Genomic DNA, 16,913 nt, shown 5'->3' with positions numbered 1-16,913 from the left:
CCATGAACGATATTTCAGCTCCTGAGCAATACGATCTGCAAACCGCTGCCCTGAAGGTGCCGCCGCATTCCATCGAGGCCGAACAGGCCGTGCTCGGTGGCTTGATGCTGGACAACAACGCCTGGGAACGTGTGCTGGATCAAGTCTCGGACGGTGATTTCTATCGCCATGACCACCGCCTGATTTTCCGCGCCATCGCCAAGCTGGCCGACCAGAACTCGCCGATCGACGTGGTGACCCTGGCCGAGCAGTTGGACAAGGAAGGCCAGACCTCCCAGGTCGGCGGTCTGGGCTACCTGGGTGAGCTGGCGAAAAACACGCCATCCGTCGCCAACATCAAGGCCTATGCGCAGATCGTTCGCGAGCGCGCCACCCTGCGCCAATTGATCGGTATCAGCACCGAAATCGCCGACAGCGCCTTCAACCCTGAAGGCCGTACTGCCGCCGAGATTCTCGACGAGGCTGAACGCCAGATCTTCCAGATCGCCGAGGCCCGCCCGAAGACCGGCGGCCCGGTCAGCGTCAACGACCTGTTGACCAAGGCCATCGACCGTATCGACACCTTGTTCAACACCGACAACGCCATCACCGGTATTTCCACCGGCTATACCGACCTCGACGAGAAAACCAGCGGCCTGCAGCCGTCCGACTTGATCATCGTGGCCGGCCGTCCGTCCATGGGTAAAACCACCTTTGCGATGAACCTGGTGGAAAACGCCGTGTTGCGCAGCGACAAAGCCGTACTGGTTTACTCGCTGGAGATGCCAGGCGAATCGCTGATCATGCGTATGCTGTCGTCGCTCGGCCGTATCGACCAGACCAAGGTACGCGCCGGCCGCCTGGAAGACGACGATTGGCCGCGTCTGACGTCGGCGGTCAACCTGCTCAATGACCGTAAGCTGTTTATCGATGACACCGCCGGTATCAGCCCGTCGGAGATGCGCGCACGTACCCGCCGGCTGGTGCGTGAGCACGGCGACATCGCCCTGATCATGATCGACTACCTGCAGCTGATGCAGATCCCAGGCTCCAGCGGCGACAACCGTACCAACGAGATTTCCGAAATCTCCCGGTCGCTCAAAGCCCTGGCCAAGGAATTTAACTGCCCGGTGGTGGCGCTGTCCCAGCTCAACCGTTCCCTGGAGCAACGGCCGAACAAACGCCCGGTGAACTCCGACTTGCGGGAATCCGGAGCGATCGAGCAGGATGCCGACGTGATCATGTTCGTGTACCGCGACGAGGTGTATCACCCCGAGACGGAACACAAAGGCATTGCCGAAATCATCATCGGCAAGCAGCGGAACGGGCCGATCGGCTTTATCCGCCTGGCGTTTATCGGTAAGTACACGCGCTTCGAAAACCTGGCGCCGGGTAGCTATAACTTCGACGATGACGAGTAGGTTTCAGCGCCTGTAAGGGCCTTATCGCAGGCAAGCCAGCTCCCACATTTGAAGATATTCACAGTTCAAATGTGTGAGCTGGCTTGCCTGCGATTGCATCACCACAATTCCGACCATTACCGTCGGAATTGGTCAAAATTTGTGCTATATTCCGCGCCCGCGATTTTTCATCTCAACACCGGTCACCGTCATGCAAACAGCCAAGCCGTTATTTGACTATCCCAAGTACTGGGCCGAATGTTTCGGTCCTGCGCCATTCCTGCCGATGAGCAGGGAGGAGATGGATCAGCTTGGCTGGGATTCCTGCGACATCATCATCGTCACCGGTGATGCGTATGTGGATCACCCATCGTTCGGCATGGCGATCATTGGCCGGCTGCTGGAGTCCCAGGGCTTTCGCGTCGGGATCATTGCGCAGCCGAACTGGCAGTCCAAAGACGACTTCATGAAGCTCGGCGAGCCGAACCTGTTCTTCGGCGTCGCGGCCGGCAACATGGACTCGATGATCAACCGCTACACCGCCGACAAGAAAATCCGTTCCGACGACGCCTACACCCCAGGCGGCATGGCCGGCAAACGCCCGGACCGCGCCAGCCTGGTGTACAGCCAGCGTTGCAAGGAAGCCTACAAGAATGTGCCGATCGTGCTCGGTGGCATCGAAGCCTCCCTGCGCCGCATCGCCCACTACGACTACTGGCAGGACCGTGTGCGCAACTCGATCCTGATCGATGCCTGCGCCGACATTCTGCTGTACGGCAACGCCGAGCGGGCCATCGTCGAAGTTGCCCAACGCCTGTCGTGGGGCCACAAGATCGAAGACATCACCGACGTGCGCGGCACCGCGTTCATTCGCCGTGACACGCCTGAAGGCTGGTACGAGGTGGACTCCACGCGTATCGACCGTCCGGGCAAGATCGACAAGATCATCAACCCGTATGTGAATACCCAGGACACCCAGGCCTGCGCCATCGAGCAGGAAAAAGGCCCGGTTGAAGACCCGGAAGAAGCCAAGGTCGTACAAATTCTTGCCAGCCCGCGCATGACCCGTGACAAGACGGTCATTCGTCTGCCGTCCATGGAAAAAGTCCGTGGCGACTCGGTCCTGTACGCCCACGCCAACCGCGTGCTGCACCTGGAAACCAACCCCGGCAACGCCCGCGCCCTGGTGCAGAAGCACGGTGAAGTGGACGTGTGGTTCAACCCGCCGCCCATTCCGATGACCACCGAAGAAATGGACTACGTGTTCGGCATGCCGTACGCCCGCGTCCCGCATCCGGTGTATGGCAAGGAAAAGATCCCGGCCTACGACATGATCCGTTTCTCGGTGAACATCATGCGTGGCTGCTTCGGTGGCTGTACTTTCTGCTCGATCACCGAGCACGAAGGCCGCATCATCCAGAACCGTTCCGAAGAGTCGATCATTCGCGAAATCGAAGAGATCCGCGACAAAGTGCCAGGCTTTACCGGCGTGATCTCCGACCTCGGCGGCCCGACCGCGAACATGTACCGCATTGCCTGCAAGAGCCCGGAAATCGAATCCGCGTGCCGCAAGCCGTCATGCGTGTTCCCGGGCATCTGCCCGAACCTGAACACTGATCACTCGTCGTTGATTCAGCTGTATCGCAGCGCCCGTGCGTTGCCGGGTGTGAAGAAGATTTTGATCGCCTCCGGCCTGCGCTACGACCTTGCGGTCGAGTCGCCGGAATACGTCAAGGAGCTGGTGACCCACCACGTCGGCGGTTACCTCAAGATCGCCCCGGAACACACCGAGGAAGGTCCGCTCAACCAGATGATGAAACCGGGCATTGGCAGCTATGACAAGTTCAAGCGCATGTTCGAGAAGTACACCAAGGAAGCGGGCAAGGAGCAGTACCTGATCCCGTACTTCATCGCCGCCCACCCCGGCACTACCGATGAAGACATGATGAACCTGGCCCTGTGGCTCAAGGGCAATGGCTTTCGCGCCGACCAGGTACAGGCGTTCTACCCGTCGCCGATGGCCACCGCCACCGCCATGTACCACTCGGGCAAGAACCCGCTGCGCAAGGTCACCTACAAGAGCGATGCGGTGACCATCGTCAAGAGCGAGGAGCAGCGCCGTCTGCACAAGGCGTTCCTGCGCTACCACGACCCGAAAGGCTGGCCGATGCTGCGTGAAGCACTGACGCGCATGGGCCGCGCCGACCTGATCGGGCCGGGTAAAGACCAGTTGATTCCGCTGCACCAGCCGTCCACCGACAGCTACCAGAGCGCCCGTCGCAAGAACTCGACGCCGGCCGGCAGCCACAAGGTTGCTAAGGAAACCACCACCAGGATCCTCACCCAGCACACCGGCCTGCCACCGCGCGGCAGTGATGGCAGCAACCCGTGGGACAAGCGTGAGCAAGCCAAGGCGGCAGCCCAGGCGCGTAACAAGCAGGCGGCTAAAGAGCGCAGTGATGCGGCGAAGGGCAAGGGCGGCAAGCCTGCGCGCAAGCCGGTCGTACCGCGTTGATCGCAACCTGAATATGCAAGACGCCAGCCTCGTGCTGGCGTTTTGCTTTCTGTTCGGTGGCGAGTCTGTTTGTTAAGGTGGCGCCCATTGAATCGCCTTCGCGAGCAAGCCCGCTCCCACATTTGTCCGATTTCCAACATGAGAATGCGGTCGAATGTGGGAGCGGGCTTGCTCGCGAAGGCGTCAGTTCAGGCACCATTTATTTCAAGGAAGAACACCCATGAGCAACCCCCTGCTCTCCATCGGCATGGACTCCAACCGCTCCCAATTCATGGCGCGCCAGCGCATCGAAAGCCAGATCAACCTGCCACGGTTGTTCGCCGCCATCGATGCCGACCCCGGCATTGTCGGCGCTGGTGTGGTGTACATCGACGCCGACTTCAATGTGATCACCCTGCGCGAATTCAAGCCCCTGTGCAGCATCAGGCCCAAGCGCATCATTTTGCGCGAGGCGCAGAAGTACATTTCCCCCGCGCAATTTGTGGAACAGGTGAAGACGGATCCCCGTGAAGGCCGCCTCAGGAAAGAGGCGTTTGATATGGGCTTGTCGTGCACCGCCGCGATTATCGGTTGGCTTGTGGTGTTCAGCGGCAGCGTCGCCGTGCCATTTACGGCGGGCGCAAGCGCATTCGTGGTGGGCATTGGCGTGACGGCGGCGCTGGCCAGCAGTGCGCAATGCGGGTTCGGCGTGGCACGTACCTACAATGAAGCCCTGGACCCCGACGCCAACGACCGGATGGATGACGCCGAATGGTACGGCGCTGTTTCAACCATCCTCGATACGGCCTCCCTGGTGGGGATCGGCACCGGCGCGCTGACCACGGTGAAACTGCTCAAGGCCAATAAGGCCGCGGCCCTGGGCAAAAGTTGGTATGAATTGCTCAAGGGCCTGAACCGCCAGGAACGCAAGAAGCTGACCAAAGAGCTGCTAAGCCTGCGCGACCCCAGCCTGACGCCCAAGCTGCTCAAGTTGCAGCAGCGTGCAGGCAAGCTGACCAAAAGCTTCAGCTCCACGGAAATCCGGCATGCCACCCTGACCCAAATGAAAGACGCGTTGGGCGGCATTCTCGGCATCGTGGGCAGCTACCGCACCGGCAGTGTGGGCACCGCCACCACCCTTGCAATCGGCTTGTATGAGGACCTCACCGAATGAAAGGCTTCCCCGACATGGGCAGTTTCCTCGCGCGCTATTTCCCGGTGTTCATGGGCACCATCTTCATGGCGATCTTTTCCGGCGCGTCTGCCGTGTCCCTCGCAGGCGTGACGTATTTGCGTGGTGTCGATCCGTCGCTTAAATCCGACTACTCCGGCCTGGCAATTTTGCTGCTGGTGGCGGTGCTGGTCTTTGGCAACGTAATGGTTGCGCGCGGACGCCCGTGGGCCACTGGCCTGGTGGCGGGCTACTTGGGCTGCTGTCTGCTGTTCGTGCTGCCGATGATTCAGTACCCCATTCCCAAACTGGTCTACGGTTCGGCAGTACTCTTTCCGCTGTTGGGGCTGTTGTTGCTCAACAGCCAGCGTCACCGCGAAATGCGCCAAAAGCTGCTCGAAGTCCGCCTCCTGCGCGAAGCCATGATCGCCCGCCACAAAACGCGCTGACTGGGTAGATTCGCCACCCGGCCTCACACGCACGCCACAAATATGTGCGAGCCTTGCACCACGGCACCCCCGTTGGCGCCGTTTTGGTGCTGTACTGCACCGGGTCTTACGATAAAGCGCAATGACGGCCGCTCTGGCATAAGTCTTGCGCGCTTTGTGCTCATGCCCTGGCTCGCAGGAGGCCGCCGTGTCGATTCATGTCGCGTTGCACCACGTTACGCATTACCGCTACGACCGCGCTGTCGAACTCGGCCCACAGATCGTGCGCTTGCGCCCGGCTGCCCATAGCCGTACGCGGATCTTGTCCTATGCACTCAAAGTGCTGCCCGAGCAGCACTTCATCAATTGGCAGCAAGACCCGCAGGGCAATTACCTGGCGCGCCTGGTATTCCCGGAAAAGACCGACGAACTGCGCATTGAGGTCGACCTCGTCGCCGAGATGGCGGTATTCAACCCGTTCGACTTTTTCCTCGAGCCCTACGCCGAAAAAATCCCCTTCAGCTACGCCGCCGATGAGCAGCGCGAGTTGGCGCCGTACCTGGAAACCTTGCCGCTGACGCCAAAGTTTGCCGCCTATCTGGCCGGCATCGACCGCACGCCGCTGCCGGCGGTGGATTTTCTGGTCGGGCTCAATCAGCGCCTGGCGGCGGACATCGGTTACCTGATCCGTATGGAACCGGGCGTACAAACGCCGGAATTCACCTTGGGCGCCGCATCCGGCTCCTGCCGTGATTCCGCCTGGCTGCTGGTGCAATTGCTGCGCAACCTGGGGCTGGCGGCGCGGTTTGTGTCGGGCTACTTGATCCAGCTCACCGCCGACGTCAAAGCCCTTGATGGCCCGTCCGGCACCGAAGTCGACTTCACCGACCTGCACGCCTGGTGCGAGGTGTATTTGCCCGGCGCAGGCTGGATCGGCCTGGACGCCACCTCCGGGCTGTTCGCCGGTGAAGGGCATATCCCATTGGCCTGTAGCCCTGATCCTTCGTCCGCTGCGCCTATCAGCGGGCTGGTGGAACCCTGCGAGTGCGAATTTACCCACGAAATGTCGGTGGAGCGCATTTGGGAAGCGCCGCGCGTCACCAAGCCCTACACCGAAGAGCAATGGCTGGCGATCCAGGCGTTGGGCCGGCAGATCGACGCCGACCTGCTCAAGGATGACGTTCGCCTGACCATGGGCGGCGAACCGACCTTCGTGTCCATCGACGATCCCGACGGTGCCGAGTGGAACACGGCGGCCCTTGGGCCGGACAAGCGCCGCCTGTCCGCCGAGCTGTTCCAGCGCATGCGCGCGCACTACGCGCCCAAAGGCCTGGTGCATTTCGGTCAGGGCAAGTGGTACCCCGGCGAGCAACTGCCGCGCTGGTCGCTCAATTGCTACTGGCGCCGCGATGGCGTGCCGATCTGGCATAACAGTGCGTTGATCGCCGATGAGCAACAGGACTACGGCGCCGATGGCGCGATGGCCGGGCGTTTCCTCGCCAGTGTCGCCGAACGCCTTAAACTGCCGGCACGCTTTGTGTTCCCGGCCTTCGAAGACAACTTCTACTACCTGTGGCGCGAAGGTGCGCTGCCGCAAAACGTCACCGCCCAGGACCCGCGCCTGAGTGATGACCTGGAGCGCGAGCGCCTGCGCAAAGTGTTCAGCCAGGGCCTGGATAAAGTCATCGGCCAAGTGCTGCCGCTGGCGCGCACGCCAGCCAATGACCGCTGGCAGAGCGGGCGCTGGTACCTGCGTGACAACCACTGCCGTCTGGTGCCGGGCGACTCGCCGCTGGGTTACCGCCTGCCATTGGCCTCGCAGCCATGGGTGACGGCGGCGGAGTATCCGTTTGTGCATCCCACCGACCCGAATCAGGATCAGCCGGAGCTGCCGACCACCGCGCAACTGCACAGCCATGGCACGCCTGCGCCGAGCGACGAGCGCGTGCCCAAGGTCGACGAATCCGCCGACTGGCTGACCCGCACCGCTTTGTGTGCCGAAGCGCGGGAAGGGCGTTTGTACCTGTTTATGCCGCCGCTGGAACGCGTCGAAGATTACCTGGAGTTGGTGGCCGCCATCGAAGCCACCGCCGAAGAGCTGCATTGCCCGGTATTGCTGGAAGGCTACGAACCGCCGTTCGATACACGCTTGAGCAACTTCCGGGTCACGCCCGACCCCGGTGTGATCGAGGTCAATGTGCAGCCGTCCGCCACCTGGGATGAGCTGGTGGAGCGCACCGAGTTCCTCTATGAAGAGGCGCGGCAAACCCGCCTGACCACCGAGAAGTTCATGATCGACGGGCGCCACACCGGCACCGGCGGTGGTAACCACTTTGTGCTGGGCGGCGCGACGCCGAAAGACTCGCCGTTCCTGCGCCGCCCGGATTTGCTGCGCAGCCTGATCAGCTACTGGCATAACCATCCGTCCTTGTCGTACCTGTTTTCCGGGCTGTTTATTGGCCCGACCTCCCAGGCGCCACGGGTGGATGAAGCGCGTAACGATGCGCTGTACGAGCTGGAAATCGCCTTCGCGCAAATGCCCGAGCCTGGCGAGGAATGCCCGCCGTGGCTGGTCGACCGGCTGTTGCGCAACCTGCTGATCGACGTGACCGGCAACACCCACCGCGCCGAATTCTGTATCGACAAACTCTACTCGCCCGATGGCGCCACCGGCCGCCTGGGCCTGTTGGAACTGCGTGCGTTTGAAATGCCGCCCCATGCGCGCATGAGCCTCACCCAGCAATTGTTGTTGCGCGCTTTGGTCGCGCGCTTCTGGCGTGAGCCGTATGCACCAGCAAAACTGGCGCGCTGGGGCACTGAGCTGCACGATCGCTTTTTGCTGCCGCACTTTATCGAGCAGGATTTTGCCGATGTGATCGTCGAGTTCAACGCCGCCGGTTACCCGCTGCGGGCCGAATGGTTTGCCGCGCACCTGGAGTTCCGTTTCCCCAAGGTCGGCGACTACGCCGTCAGCGGCATCGAACTGGAACTGCGTCAGGCCCTGGAGCCTTGGCACGTGCTGGGCGAAGAGGGCGCCGTGGGTGGCACGGTGCGTTACGTGGATTCATCCCTGGAACGCTTGCAGGTGAAGTTGAGCGGCCTGGCGCCGCAACGTTATCTGCTGACCTGCAACGGCATCCCGGTGCCGTTGCAGCCGACCGGGCGTATTGGCGAGTTTGTCGCCGGTGTGCGTTATCGCGCCTGGCAACCGGCCAACTGTTTGCAACCGACCATCGCGGTGCATGCGCCGTTGGTGTTCGATGTGCTCGACACCTGGATGCAACGCTCGCTGGGCGGCTGCCAATACCATGTCGCGCATCCGGGTGGGCGCAATTACGACAGCTTGCCGGTGAATGCCAATGAGGCCGAGAGCCGGCGCATGGCGCGGTTTTTCCGCTTGGGACATAGCCCTGGCAAGCTGCCGGTGCCGCCTTTGGTGATTAACGATGAACTGCCGATGACCCTGGATTTGCGGCGTTTCCCCAATAAAAAAGACTAAATGAGATCTAAAATGTGGGAGCTGGCTTGCCTGCGATAGCGGTGTACCAGCCAGCCAATCAGGTGGCAGGAAAACCGCTATCGCAGGCAAGCCAGCTCCCACACAAGATCGCGTTGAATTTGAGTTAATCTGAGCCCCCTTGCCTCTGCCGAGCGTTCCATGTCCGACTTGCTCGACCGTTACCCGCTCACCGCGGGCACCTATCACGAACTGCTCGACGACAGTGGCGCGGTGCGCGCCCATTGGCAGCGCCTGCTCGATCACCTGCAACGCAGTACGCCTGTGCAACTGGCCCAGCGCCAGGCGTTGCTGACGCGGCAGATCCAGGAAAACGGCGTGACTTACAACGTCTACGCCGACCCCAAGGGCGCCGATCGCCCGTGGGAGCTGGATTTACTGCCCCACGTGCTGGCCGCCGATGAGTGGCAGCACCTGTCGGCCGGTATCGCCCAGCGTGCGCGCTTGCTCAATGCCGTGCTGGCCGACCTGTACGGCCCGCAGCGCCTGATCAAAGAGGGCCTGTTGCCGGCCGAACTGGTGTTTGGGCACAACAACTTCCTGTGGCCGTGCCAGGGCATTCAACCGCCGGACGGCGCGTTTCTGCACCTGTACGCCGTGGACCTGGCGCGCACGCCGGATGGCCGCTGGTGGGTCACCGCCGACCGTACCCAGGCGCCATCGGGCGCAGGTTACGCGCTGGAAAACCGCACCATCGTGTCCCGTGCATTCCCGGACCTGTACCGTGATTTGCAGGTGCAGCACCTCACCGGTTTTTTCCGCACGCTCCAGGAAACCCTGGCCCGTCAGGCGCCCGGTGATGACCAGCCGCCGCTGATCGTGCTGCTCACACCGGGGCGTTTCAACGAAAGCTATTTCGAACACCTCTACCTCGCACGCCAGCTTGGCTACCCGCTGGTTGAGGGCGGCGACCTCACGGTGCGCGACAGTACGGTGTTCCTCAAAACCCTCAGCGGCCTGCGCCGGGTGCACGCGATCATGCGGCGTCTGGACGACGATTTCTGCGACCCGCTGGAGCTGCGCACCGACTCGGCCCTGGGCGTGCCCGGCCTGCTGGATGCGGTGCGTCAGGGCAATGTGCTGGTGGCCAATGCCTTGGGCAGCGGCGTGCTGGAGTCGCCCGGTTTGCTCGGCTTTCTGCCGAAGATCAACGAGTTTCTGTTTGGTGAGGAACTGATCCTGCCGTCCATCGCCACCTGGTGGTGCGGCGAGGCGCCGGTGCTGGCCGAAGCCTTGGACAAGCTGCCGGAATTGCTGATCAAGCCGGCTTTTCCGTCGCAAAGTTTCGCACCGGTATTCGGCCGCGATTTGAACGAAGAACAACGCCTGGCCCTGGCCGAGCGCATGCGTGCGCGGCCTTACGCCTATGTGGCCCAGGAGCTGGCGCAACTGTCCCAGGCGCCGGTGTGGCACACCGTAGACGACCATCTGCAACACCGCGCCATCGGCATGCGTGTGTACGCGGTGGCCAGCGCTGACGGCTACCGTGTACTGCCCGGCGGCCTGACTCGCGTGGCGGCCGAGGCGGATGCCGAAGTGGTGTCGATGCAGCGCGGTGGCGCGAGCAAAGACACTTGGGTACTGGGTGACCGCGCTGTCGGCGGCGAGCTTTGGCGTGCGCAACGGGCGATTGGCGTACATGACCTGGTACGGCGCGACCCTTACCTGCCGTCGCGCGTGGTGGAAAACCTGTTCTGGTTTGGCCGTTACTGCGAACGCTGTGATGACAGTGCGCGCTGGCTGCGCATTGTGCTGGCGCGCTATGTCGATGGCGACGACCCGCAAGCCTTGCAGGCCGCTGTCGAGCTGGGCGAGACCTTGCGCTTGTTGCCGGAGGAGGGCGAGTTGCCCGAGCGCCTGCTTGCCGCTTTGCTTGGCGATGACTGGCCGTCGAGCCTGCGCGCCAACCTGCAACGCTTGCAGTGGGCGGCGTCCCAGGTGCGCGGCAAGTTGTCCCGCGAGAACTGGCAAGCGCTGGTGGAGTTGCAGCGTGAAGCCCTGGAGCTGGAAAGCGAGACCCCGGATTTTGGCGAGTTGCTGGACTTTCTCAACCGGCTGGTGATGTCCCTGGCGGCCTTGTCCGGCTTCGCCCTGGACGACATGACCCGCGACGAAGGCTGGCGCTTTTTGATGATGGGCCGGCGTATCGAGCGCCTGCAATTTCTGAGCAGCAGCCTCGCCGCGTTCCTGCGGGGCGTGGCGGTGTTTGATCAGGCCGGGCTGGAATGGCTGCTGGAGCTGGGCAACAGCAGCATCACCTATCGCTCGCGTTACCTGGCAGTGCCGCAACTGATCCCGGTGCTCGACTTGTTGCTGCTCGATGAACAGAACCCGCACGCGGTGCTGTTCCAGTTGAAGCTGGTCAGCCGCACCCTGCGGCGTCTCAATGATGACTTTGGGGTGCCACGGGAAACCGGCCTGGCGCCGTTGGTGGAACGCCTGTCGCGTTTCGACCTGGGCTGCCTGGAGAACCCGCTGTTCGGAGAATCCAGCGTGCGCGCCGCGTTGGACGGCCTGGCGGACCTGCTGCAAGCGGTCGCCGATGAGAGCGGGCAAGTGTCGGATCGCCTGGCGTTGCGTCACTTTGCCCATGTGGATGATGTCAGCCAGCAAACGGTGTCGGTGTGATGAGTGCGCGCTACCAGATTTTTCACGATACCCATTACCACTACGACAGCCCGGTGTCCCTGGCCCAGCAGTTGGCGCACCTGTGGCCGCGGCCGTGCGCGTGGCAGCGCTGCAGTTCCCAGCAATTGGATATCAGCCCGCAGCCGTCGTCGCGCCGTGATGAGCTGGACGTATTCGGCAACCCGATCACCCGGCTGGCGTTCGAACGGCCCCATGATGAATTGCTGGTCAATGCCGGGTTGACCGTGGAAGTACTGGCTCGGCCAACGCTGGATTTTCAGCAGTCGCCGGCCTGGGACCAGACCCGCGACAGCCTGACCTACAGCAGCCAGGTGCTGTCGTCTGAGATGCTTGAAGCCTGCCGTTATCGCTTCGAGTCGCCCTACGTGCATTTGAAAAATACCTTCGTCGAGTTCTCCGAAAGCTGCTTCCCGCCAGGCGTGCCCTTGCTGCTGGGCGTGCAGGCCCTGATGCAGAAAATCTTCAGCGAATTCACCTTCGATGCCGAAGCCACTCAGGTCGCCACGCCCTTGGTGGAAGTGCTGGAGCGCCGACGCGGCGTGTGCCAGGACTTTGCTCACCTGATGCTCGCGTGCCTGCGCTCGCGGGGCCTGGCCGCGCGTTACATCAGCGGCTACCTGCTGACCCAGCCACCGCCCGGCCAGCCACGGCTGATCGGCGCCGATGCATCCCATGCGTGGGTCTCGGTGTTTTGCCCGGTGGCGGGCTGGGTGGATTTTGATCCGACGAATAACGTGCAGCCGGCACTCGAGCACATCACCCTGGCCTGGGGCCGTGATTTCTCTGATGTGTCGCCGTTGCGTGGGGTGATTCTGGGAGGAGGGAGCCATGACCCGGAGGTGCGGGTGACGGTGATGCCGCTGGAGTAACAGTGGGTTGTGGTGAGCAGGGAGGGCCTGCTCACCCCAACAAAATTTATTCAGCCGGGTCTTTCGGTGTCTCGGTGTCATCAGCAGCCACTTCACCTTCAGCATCCGGGTTCAGTGCGCCTGCTTCTTCATCTGCAGCGACTTTCTTGCGTTGCAGCTTTTCCTCTTTCTTCTGCTCCTTGGCCAAGTCTCTCTGACGTTTGGCGAAGGAATAATTAGGTTTGGCCATGGGCGATCCTCTAGGGTCGAAGGTGAGGGTGGGCGGCGCGCAGCTGCCTTGGGTCGCTATGGTAGCAGCTTAGCAGCGCGATTGGCCTTCACTTACCGCAGGCATACGCGGCCAACAGGCCGTTTAAGAATTGATTGAAGTGCATGGCAGACGCTCCGGTGGGTGATGGAGCGATCATAGGCGGGTGGCTGTTGTTTGGCTGGTAGATTGTGTTGATCAGTCTGATAGCCTAAAGTTGTATACAATCTGTTGATTCAGATCATAAGAATTTCAGCCTGCTTGGGGCACCCTAGTCGCAATTCGCGTTTTTTAAACCCTGCCTTGGAGATTCACATGTTTGCCAAAATCGTTGCTGTTTCCCTGCTGACACTGGCGAGCGGCCAGTTGCTTGCTGCAGAGTGCGCGGTCACTGTTGATTCCACCGACCAGATGTCCTTCAACACCAAAGAAATCACCATCGACAAGAGCTGCAAGACGTTCACCGTGAACCTTGAGCACTCCGGCAGCTTGCCGAAAAACGTCATGGGCCATAACTGGGTACTGAGTTCCGCCGCCGACATGCCTGGCGTTGCCAGCGACGGCATGGCTGCCAGTATCGACAAGAACTACCTCAAAGACGGCGACACTCGCATTATTGCCCACACCAAGATCATCGGTGCTGGCGAGAAAGATTCGGTGACCTTCGATGTGTCGAAACTGGCGGCGGGTACGGATTACGCGTTCTTCTGCTCGTTCCCGGGCCACATCTCGATGATGAAAGGCACTGTGGTCGTTAAGTAACACCGCGTTAGCGTTCATCGCAGGCAAGCCAGCTCCCACATTCGACCGCATTCCCTTGTTGGAAAACGGTCAAGTGTGGGAGCTGGCTTGCCTGCGATTGCAATCTAACAAACACCGCTGGACTAACAGGCTACCTCACGGCGCGAAGGGCATGACCCGCTTGTGCTCAGTCTTGCGATAGGTGTCGCAGATAATCTTGAACGCTTCCTCACGCACCGGCTCGCCGTGCAGGAACGCATCAATCTCGGCGTAGGTCACGCCGTGTGACGCTTCGTCCGGTTTGCCCGGCGACAGGTCTTCAAGGTCGGCAGTCGGGATCTTCTCGACCAGCGACTCCGGCGCACCAAAGTGCCGCGCAATCGCACGCACCTGGTTCTTCACCAATCCGCTCAGCGGCGCCAGGTCGCAGGCACCGTCACCGAACTTGGTGAAAAAGCCCATCACCGCTTCCGCTGCATGGTCGGTACCGATCACCAGGCCACCGGCCGCGCCGGCGATGGTGTACTGCGCCACCATGCGCATGCGCGCCTTGGTGTTGCCCAGCACGAAATCACGAGAAACCGCCGCCTTGCCTTCAAACGCCGCCACTTCATTGGCCAGGGATTTCACCGCGGGGCCGATGTTCACGGTGTGGCGTTCGTCCGGGTCGATAAAGTCCACCGACGCCTGGGCGTCGTGTTCGTCGAACTGGGTTTCGTAAGGCAGGCGCACCGCGATAAAACGGTAGGCTTCATCACCTGTGCTGGCGCGCAGTTCTTTCATTGCACGCTGGGCCAGCAGGCCGGCGGTCAGGGAGTCGACACCGCCGCTGATGCCCAGCACCAAGCTCTTGAGCCCGGAATTGCGCAGGCAGCCCTGGATAAACCCTACGCGGCGCGCCACTTCGGCCTCAAGGGCGGCCTGGTCGTTGAACGGTGCTTGGACCTTGAGCTGCTGCGCAATCTCACGCTGTACGGCTTGCATGATTCACTCCTTGCTGGAAAGGGCAGGTACTTTGAAAACGTGGCGCAAATAGGCGACAAAATTCGGATCGGTGCAGTGGGTCTTGCCCGCTTCATCGGAAATTTTCGCAACGGGCTGGCCATTACAGGCAGTCATTTTAAGCACGATGCTCATCGGTTCAACACCCGGAATGTCACAGGTCAGGTTGGTGCCGATACCGAAGCTGACATTAATGCGACCGCGCAATGCGCGGAAAATCTCCAGGGCCTTGGGCAGCGTCAGGCTGTCGGAGAACACCAGGGTCTTGCTCATCGGCTCGATACCGAGCTTGTGGTAGTGGGCGATGGCTTTTTCGGCCCATTGAATCGGGTCACCGGAGTCGTGGCGCAGGCCGTCGAAGAGCTTGGCGAAGTACAGGTCGAAATCGCCCAGGAACGCGTCGGTGGTGATGCAGTCGGTCAGCGCGATGCCCAGCAGGCCACGGTATTCGCGTACCCAGCAATCGAGGGCGGCGATCTGGCTGTCGATCAGGCGCGGGCCGAGTTGCTGGTGGGCCATGATCCATTCGTGGGCCATGGTGCCCAGGGGTTTCATGTCGAACTCCCGGGCCAGGTGCACGTTGCTGGTGCCGACAAAACGCCCGGGGAAATCGTGCTTGAGCACGCTGACCACTTCTTCCTGCACGCGGTACGAGAAGCGCCGGCGGGTGCCGAAATCGGCGACTTGCAGCTCCGAGAGCTCTTCGCTGCTGGCATTGGCGGACAGCCAGTCGAACTTGCGGTACAGCTGTTCGCGGGCCTGTTCGAGGATGACTGTCTGGTAGCGATAGCGGTTACGCACTTCGCTGACGATGGCCAGCATCGGCACTTCAAACAGGATCACATGCAGCCACGGCCCGCGCAGGCGGATAAACAGCTCGCCGTTTTCGATGCCGGTTTGCACGTAGCGCAGGTTGAAGCGAAACAGCCCCAGAAAGCGCAGGAAGTCCGGCTTCATAAAGCTGATGCGTTCCAGGAAACCCAGCTGGTCCGGGCTCAGGCTCAGCTCCGCGAGGCGTTCGATCTGGTAGCGGATTTCCGCCAGGTACGGGCGCAGGTCTTCACTGTTGCGGCAACGAAACTCCCATTCAACTTCCACGTTCGGGTAGTTGTGCAGCACCGCCTGCATCATGGTCAGCTTGTAGAAGTCGGTGTCGAGCAAGTTCTGCACGATGCGATCGGCAAACACACTCTCGCTCATAACGGGAATCTCCAGACGGGTCGGCGATGGGCGCCGGCCTTTACGCACAATTAAGGAAGGGTGCTAGTGGCGCATAGACCTGTGGGGATTTGCCAGTGATTTTTTCAGTGCGGCCACTGGCCTCATTGCAGGCAAGCCAGCTGCCACACTTGAAATGCATTCCAAAGGTGGGAGCTGGCTTGCCTGCGATAGCGGTGGTGCAGCCCAAAAAGACCTAAACCTGCTCCATCATCCACTTCACAAACTCACGCACCTTGGGCACCTCCGCCGAATGCTCCGGATACGCCATGTAATACGCATCCTGGCTGGGCATCGCATGCTGCCAGGGAATTACCAGCTTGCCCTCGGCCAGCTCCTCTTCCACCAAAAAGCGCGGCAACAAAGCCACGCCACAGCCAACCTGCGCCGCCCGTATGCACATATAAAAGGTATCAAACCGCGGCCCGTGGTAACTGTGCTCGGTCTGGTAGCCCTGGCTGGCGAACCAATCATGCCAGCCCTGGGGCCGCGAGGCGTTTTGCAGCAGCACCAGGTTGCTCAATTGCGTGGGGTCGGTAAACGGCTGCGCAGGCAGGCTTTCCGGTGCACACACCGGTACAAGCTCTTCGCTGAACAGTTTCAGGCTCTCGGTGCCCGGCCGTGAACCCTGACCGAAGTAGAAGGCCATGTCGGCCTTGCCTTGCAGCAACTCGTCCGGCGCCTGCTCGTTGCACAGGTCCAGGTGGATCTGCGGGTGGCGCAGGCGCCAACCTTTCAGGCGCGGCACCAGCCAGCGCGCGCCGAACGTGTAGGGCGTGGACACGCGCAGCACTTCGGTTTCGCCGCCGTAGGAGCGCAGGTAGTGGGTGGACATCTCCACCTGCGTGAGTATCTTGCGCACTTCCACCAGGTACAGATCCCCCGCCGGGGTCATCTGCAAGCGGCGGCGTACCCGGCGAAACAACAGGTGTTGCAGCAATTCTTCCAGCTGCGCCACCTGCTTGCTCACCGCGCTTTGCGTGAGGTTCAGTTCCTCGGCAGCGCGGGTGAAGCTCAGGTGACGGGTGGCGGCTTCGAAACACTGCAGGGCGGTGATCGAGGGCAAATGTCTTTTGTTCAGCACGGCACGCCTCTTTTTATTCTTTGCATGAGTAAACGGAATGATATCTCGCCTAATCGTCGTTTGTTGGCAAGTCTTGGTCCAGCTACAAATAAGGTCTGGATCGCCGTGTCTGTG

The 16,913-nt window shown here is 61.4% G+C and carries 12 protein-coding genes; 8 read left to right on the top strand and 4 right to left on the bottom strand.

What is annotated here, in order from left to right; all coding sequences use genetic code 11:
- Nucleotides 1–2 precede the first annotated feature (2 nt).
- From dnaB to ASE80_RS20200, 7 genes are all read left to right on the top strand, one after another.
- The gene (dnaB, locus tag ASE80_RS20230) at nucleotides 3–1,400 is read left to right on the top strand and encodes a replicative DNA helicase (protein ID WP_017138451.1); all 1,398 of its coding nucleotides are present in this window, start codon (nucleotides 3–5) and stop codon (nucleotides 1,398–1,400) included.
- A gap of 190 nt (nucleotides 1,401–1,590) precedes the next feature.
- On the top strand, nucleotides 1,591–3,894 hold the full coding sequence (locus ASE80_RS20225) for a YgiQ family radical SAM protein (protein ID WP_017138450.1): 2,304 nt from the start codon (nucleotides 1,591–1,593) through the stop codon (nucleotides 3,892–3,894).
- Between the two features lie 220 nt (nucleotides 3,895–4,114).
- On the top strand, nucleotides 4,115–5,047 hold the full coding sequence (locus tag ASE80_RS20220; protein WP_056860519.1) for a hypothetical protein: 933 nt from the start codon (nucleotides 4,115–4,117) through the stop codon (nucleotides 5,045–5,047).
- Nucleotides 5,044–5,493, top strand: coding sequence for a hypothetical protein (locus tag ASE80_RS20215; RefSeq protein ID WP_056860518.1), 450 nt, complete (start codon nucleotides 5,044–5,046; stop codon nucleotides 5,491–5,493). Before ASE80_RS20220 ends, ASE80_RS20215 begins: the two co-directional genes overlap by 4 nt.
- Before the next feature lie 187 nt (nucleotides 5,494–5,680).
- Nucleotides 5,681–8,971: a transglutaminase family protein gene (locus ASE80_RS20210; protein ID WP_056860517.1), complete on the top strand. Its 3,291-nt coding sequence runs from the start codon at nucleotides 5,681–5,683 to the stop codon at nucleotides 8,969–8,971.
- A 159-nt stretch (nucleotides 8,972–9,130) separates the two neighbouring features.
- Nucleotides 9,131–11,617: a circularly permuted type 2 ATP-grasp protein gene (locus tag ASE80_RS20205; protein WP_056860516.1), complete on the top strand. Its 2,487-nt coding sequence runs from the start codon at nucleotides 9,131–9,133 to the stop codon at nucleotides 11,615–11,617.
- Nucleotides 11,617–12,507, top strand: a complete 891-nt coding sequence (locus ASE80_RS20200; RefSeq protein ID WP_056860515.1) for a transglutaminase family protein — start codon at nucleotides 11,617–11,619, stop codon at nucleotides 12,505–12,507. Before ASE80_RS20205 ends, ASE80_RS20200 begins: the two co-directional genes overlap by 1 nt.
- Nucleotides 12,508–12,553: 46 nt before the next feature.
- Here ASE80_RS20200 and ASE80_RS20195 read toward each other — a convergent pair whose 3' ends face one another.
- Nucleotides 12,554–12,736 carry a hypothetical protein gene (locus tag ASE80_RS20195; protein WP_056860514.1) on the bottom strand — a complete coding sequence of 61 codons (183 nt, stop codon included), beginning with the start codon at nucleotides 12,734–12,736 and terminating at the stop codon, nucleotides 12,554–12,556.
- 333 nt (nucleotides 12,737–13,069) lie between these two features.
- Here ASE80_RS20195 and azu point away from each other — a divergent pair, with 333 nt between their 5' ends.
- Entirely contained in the window at nucleotides 13,070–13,516 is a 447-nt protein-coding gene (gene azu / locus ASE80_RS20190; protein WP_056860513.1) for an azurin, read from the top strand.
- Between the two features lie 135 nt (nucleotides 13,517–13,651).
- Here azu and nadE read toward each other — a convergent pair whose 3' ends face one another.
- The 3 genes from nadE to ASE80_RS20175 all read right to left on the bottom strand — a co-directional run bounded on the left by nadE (nucleotide 13,652) and on the right by ASE80_RS20175 (nucleotide 16,799).
- Nucleotides 13,652–14,479, bottom strand: a complete 828-nt coding sequence (gene nadE / locus ASE80_RS20185; RefSeq protein ID WP_017138442.1) for an ammonia-dependent NAD(+) synthetase — start codon at nucleotides 14,477–14,479, stop codon at nucleotides 13,652–13,654.
- A gap of 3 nt (nucleotides 14,480–14,482) precedes the next feature.
- Nucleotides 14,483–15,697 (bottom strand): nicotinate phosphoribosyltransferase, encoded by a 1,215-nt coding sequence (gene pncB / locus ASE80_RS20180; RefSeq protein WP_017138441.1) that lies wholly within the window; start codon nucleotides 15,695–15,697, stop codon nucleotides 14,483–14,485.
- Between the two features lie 214 nt (nucleotides 15,698–15,911).
- Nucleotides 15,912–16,799 carry a LysR family transcriptional regulator gene (locus ASE80_RS20175; protein ID WP_056860512.1) on the bottom strand — a complete coding sequence of 296 codons (888 nt, stop codon included), beginning with the start codon at nucleotides 16,797–16,799 and terminating at the stop codon, nucleotides 15,912–15,914.
- Nucleotides 16,800–16,913 lie beyond the last annotated feature (114 nt).

Source organism: Pseudomonas sp. Leaf15 (assembly GCF_001421425.1).
Classification (GTDB): domain Bacteria; phylum Pseudomonadota; class Gammaproteobacteria; order Pseudomonadales; family Pseudomonadaceae; genus Aquipseudomonas; species Aquipseudomonas salomonii.
Note: the sequence above shows the minus strand (reverse complement) of the source record. Positions and strands in the feature narration are given on the sequence as shown.

Coding starts and splice junctions, on each gene's coding strand:
- dnaB (WP_017138451.1), top strand. CDS start 3: ATGAACGATATTTCAGCTCCTGAGCAATACGATCTGCAAACCGCTGCC.
- ASE80_RS20225 (WP_017138450.1), top strand. CDS start 1,591: ATGCAAACAGCCAAGCCGTTATTTGACTATCCCAAGTACTGGGCCGAA.
- ASE80_RS20220 (WP_056860519.1), top strand. CDS start 4,115: ATGAGCAACCCCCTGCTCTCCATCGGCATGGACTCCAACCGCTCCCAA.
- ASE80_RS20215 (WP_056860518.1), top strand. CDS start 5,044: ATGAAAGGCTTCCCCGACATGGGCAGTTTCCTCGCGCGCTATTTCCCG.
- ASE80_RS20205 (WP_056860516.1), top strand. CDS start 9,131: ATGTCCGACTTGCTCGACCGTTACCCGCTCACCGCGGGCACCTATCAC.
- ASE80_RS20200 (WP_056860515.1), top strand. CDS start 11,617: ATGAGTGCGCGCTACCAGATTTTTCACGATACCCATTACCACTACGAC.
- ASE80_RS20195 (WP_056860514.1), bottom strand. CDS start 12,736: ATGGCCAAACCTAATTATTCCTTCGCCAAACGTCAGAGAGACTTGGCC.
- azu (WP_056860513.1), top strand. CDS start 13,070: ATGTTTGCCAAAATCGTTGCTGTTTCCCTGCTGACACTGGCGAGCGGC.
- nadE (WP_017138442.1), bottom strand. CDS start 14,479: ATGCAAGCCGTACAGCGTGAGATTGCGCAGCAGCTCAAGGTCCAAGCA.
- pncB (WP_017138441.1), bottom strand. CDS start 15,697: ATGAGCGAGAGTGTGTTTGCCGATCGCATCGTGCAGAACTTGCTCGAC.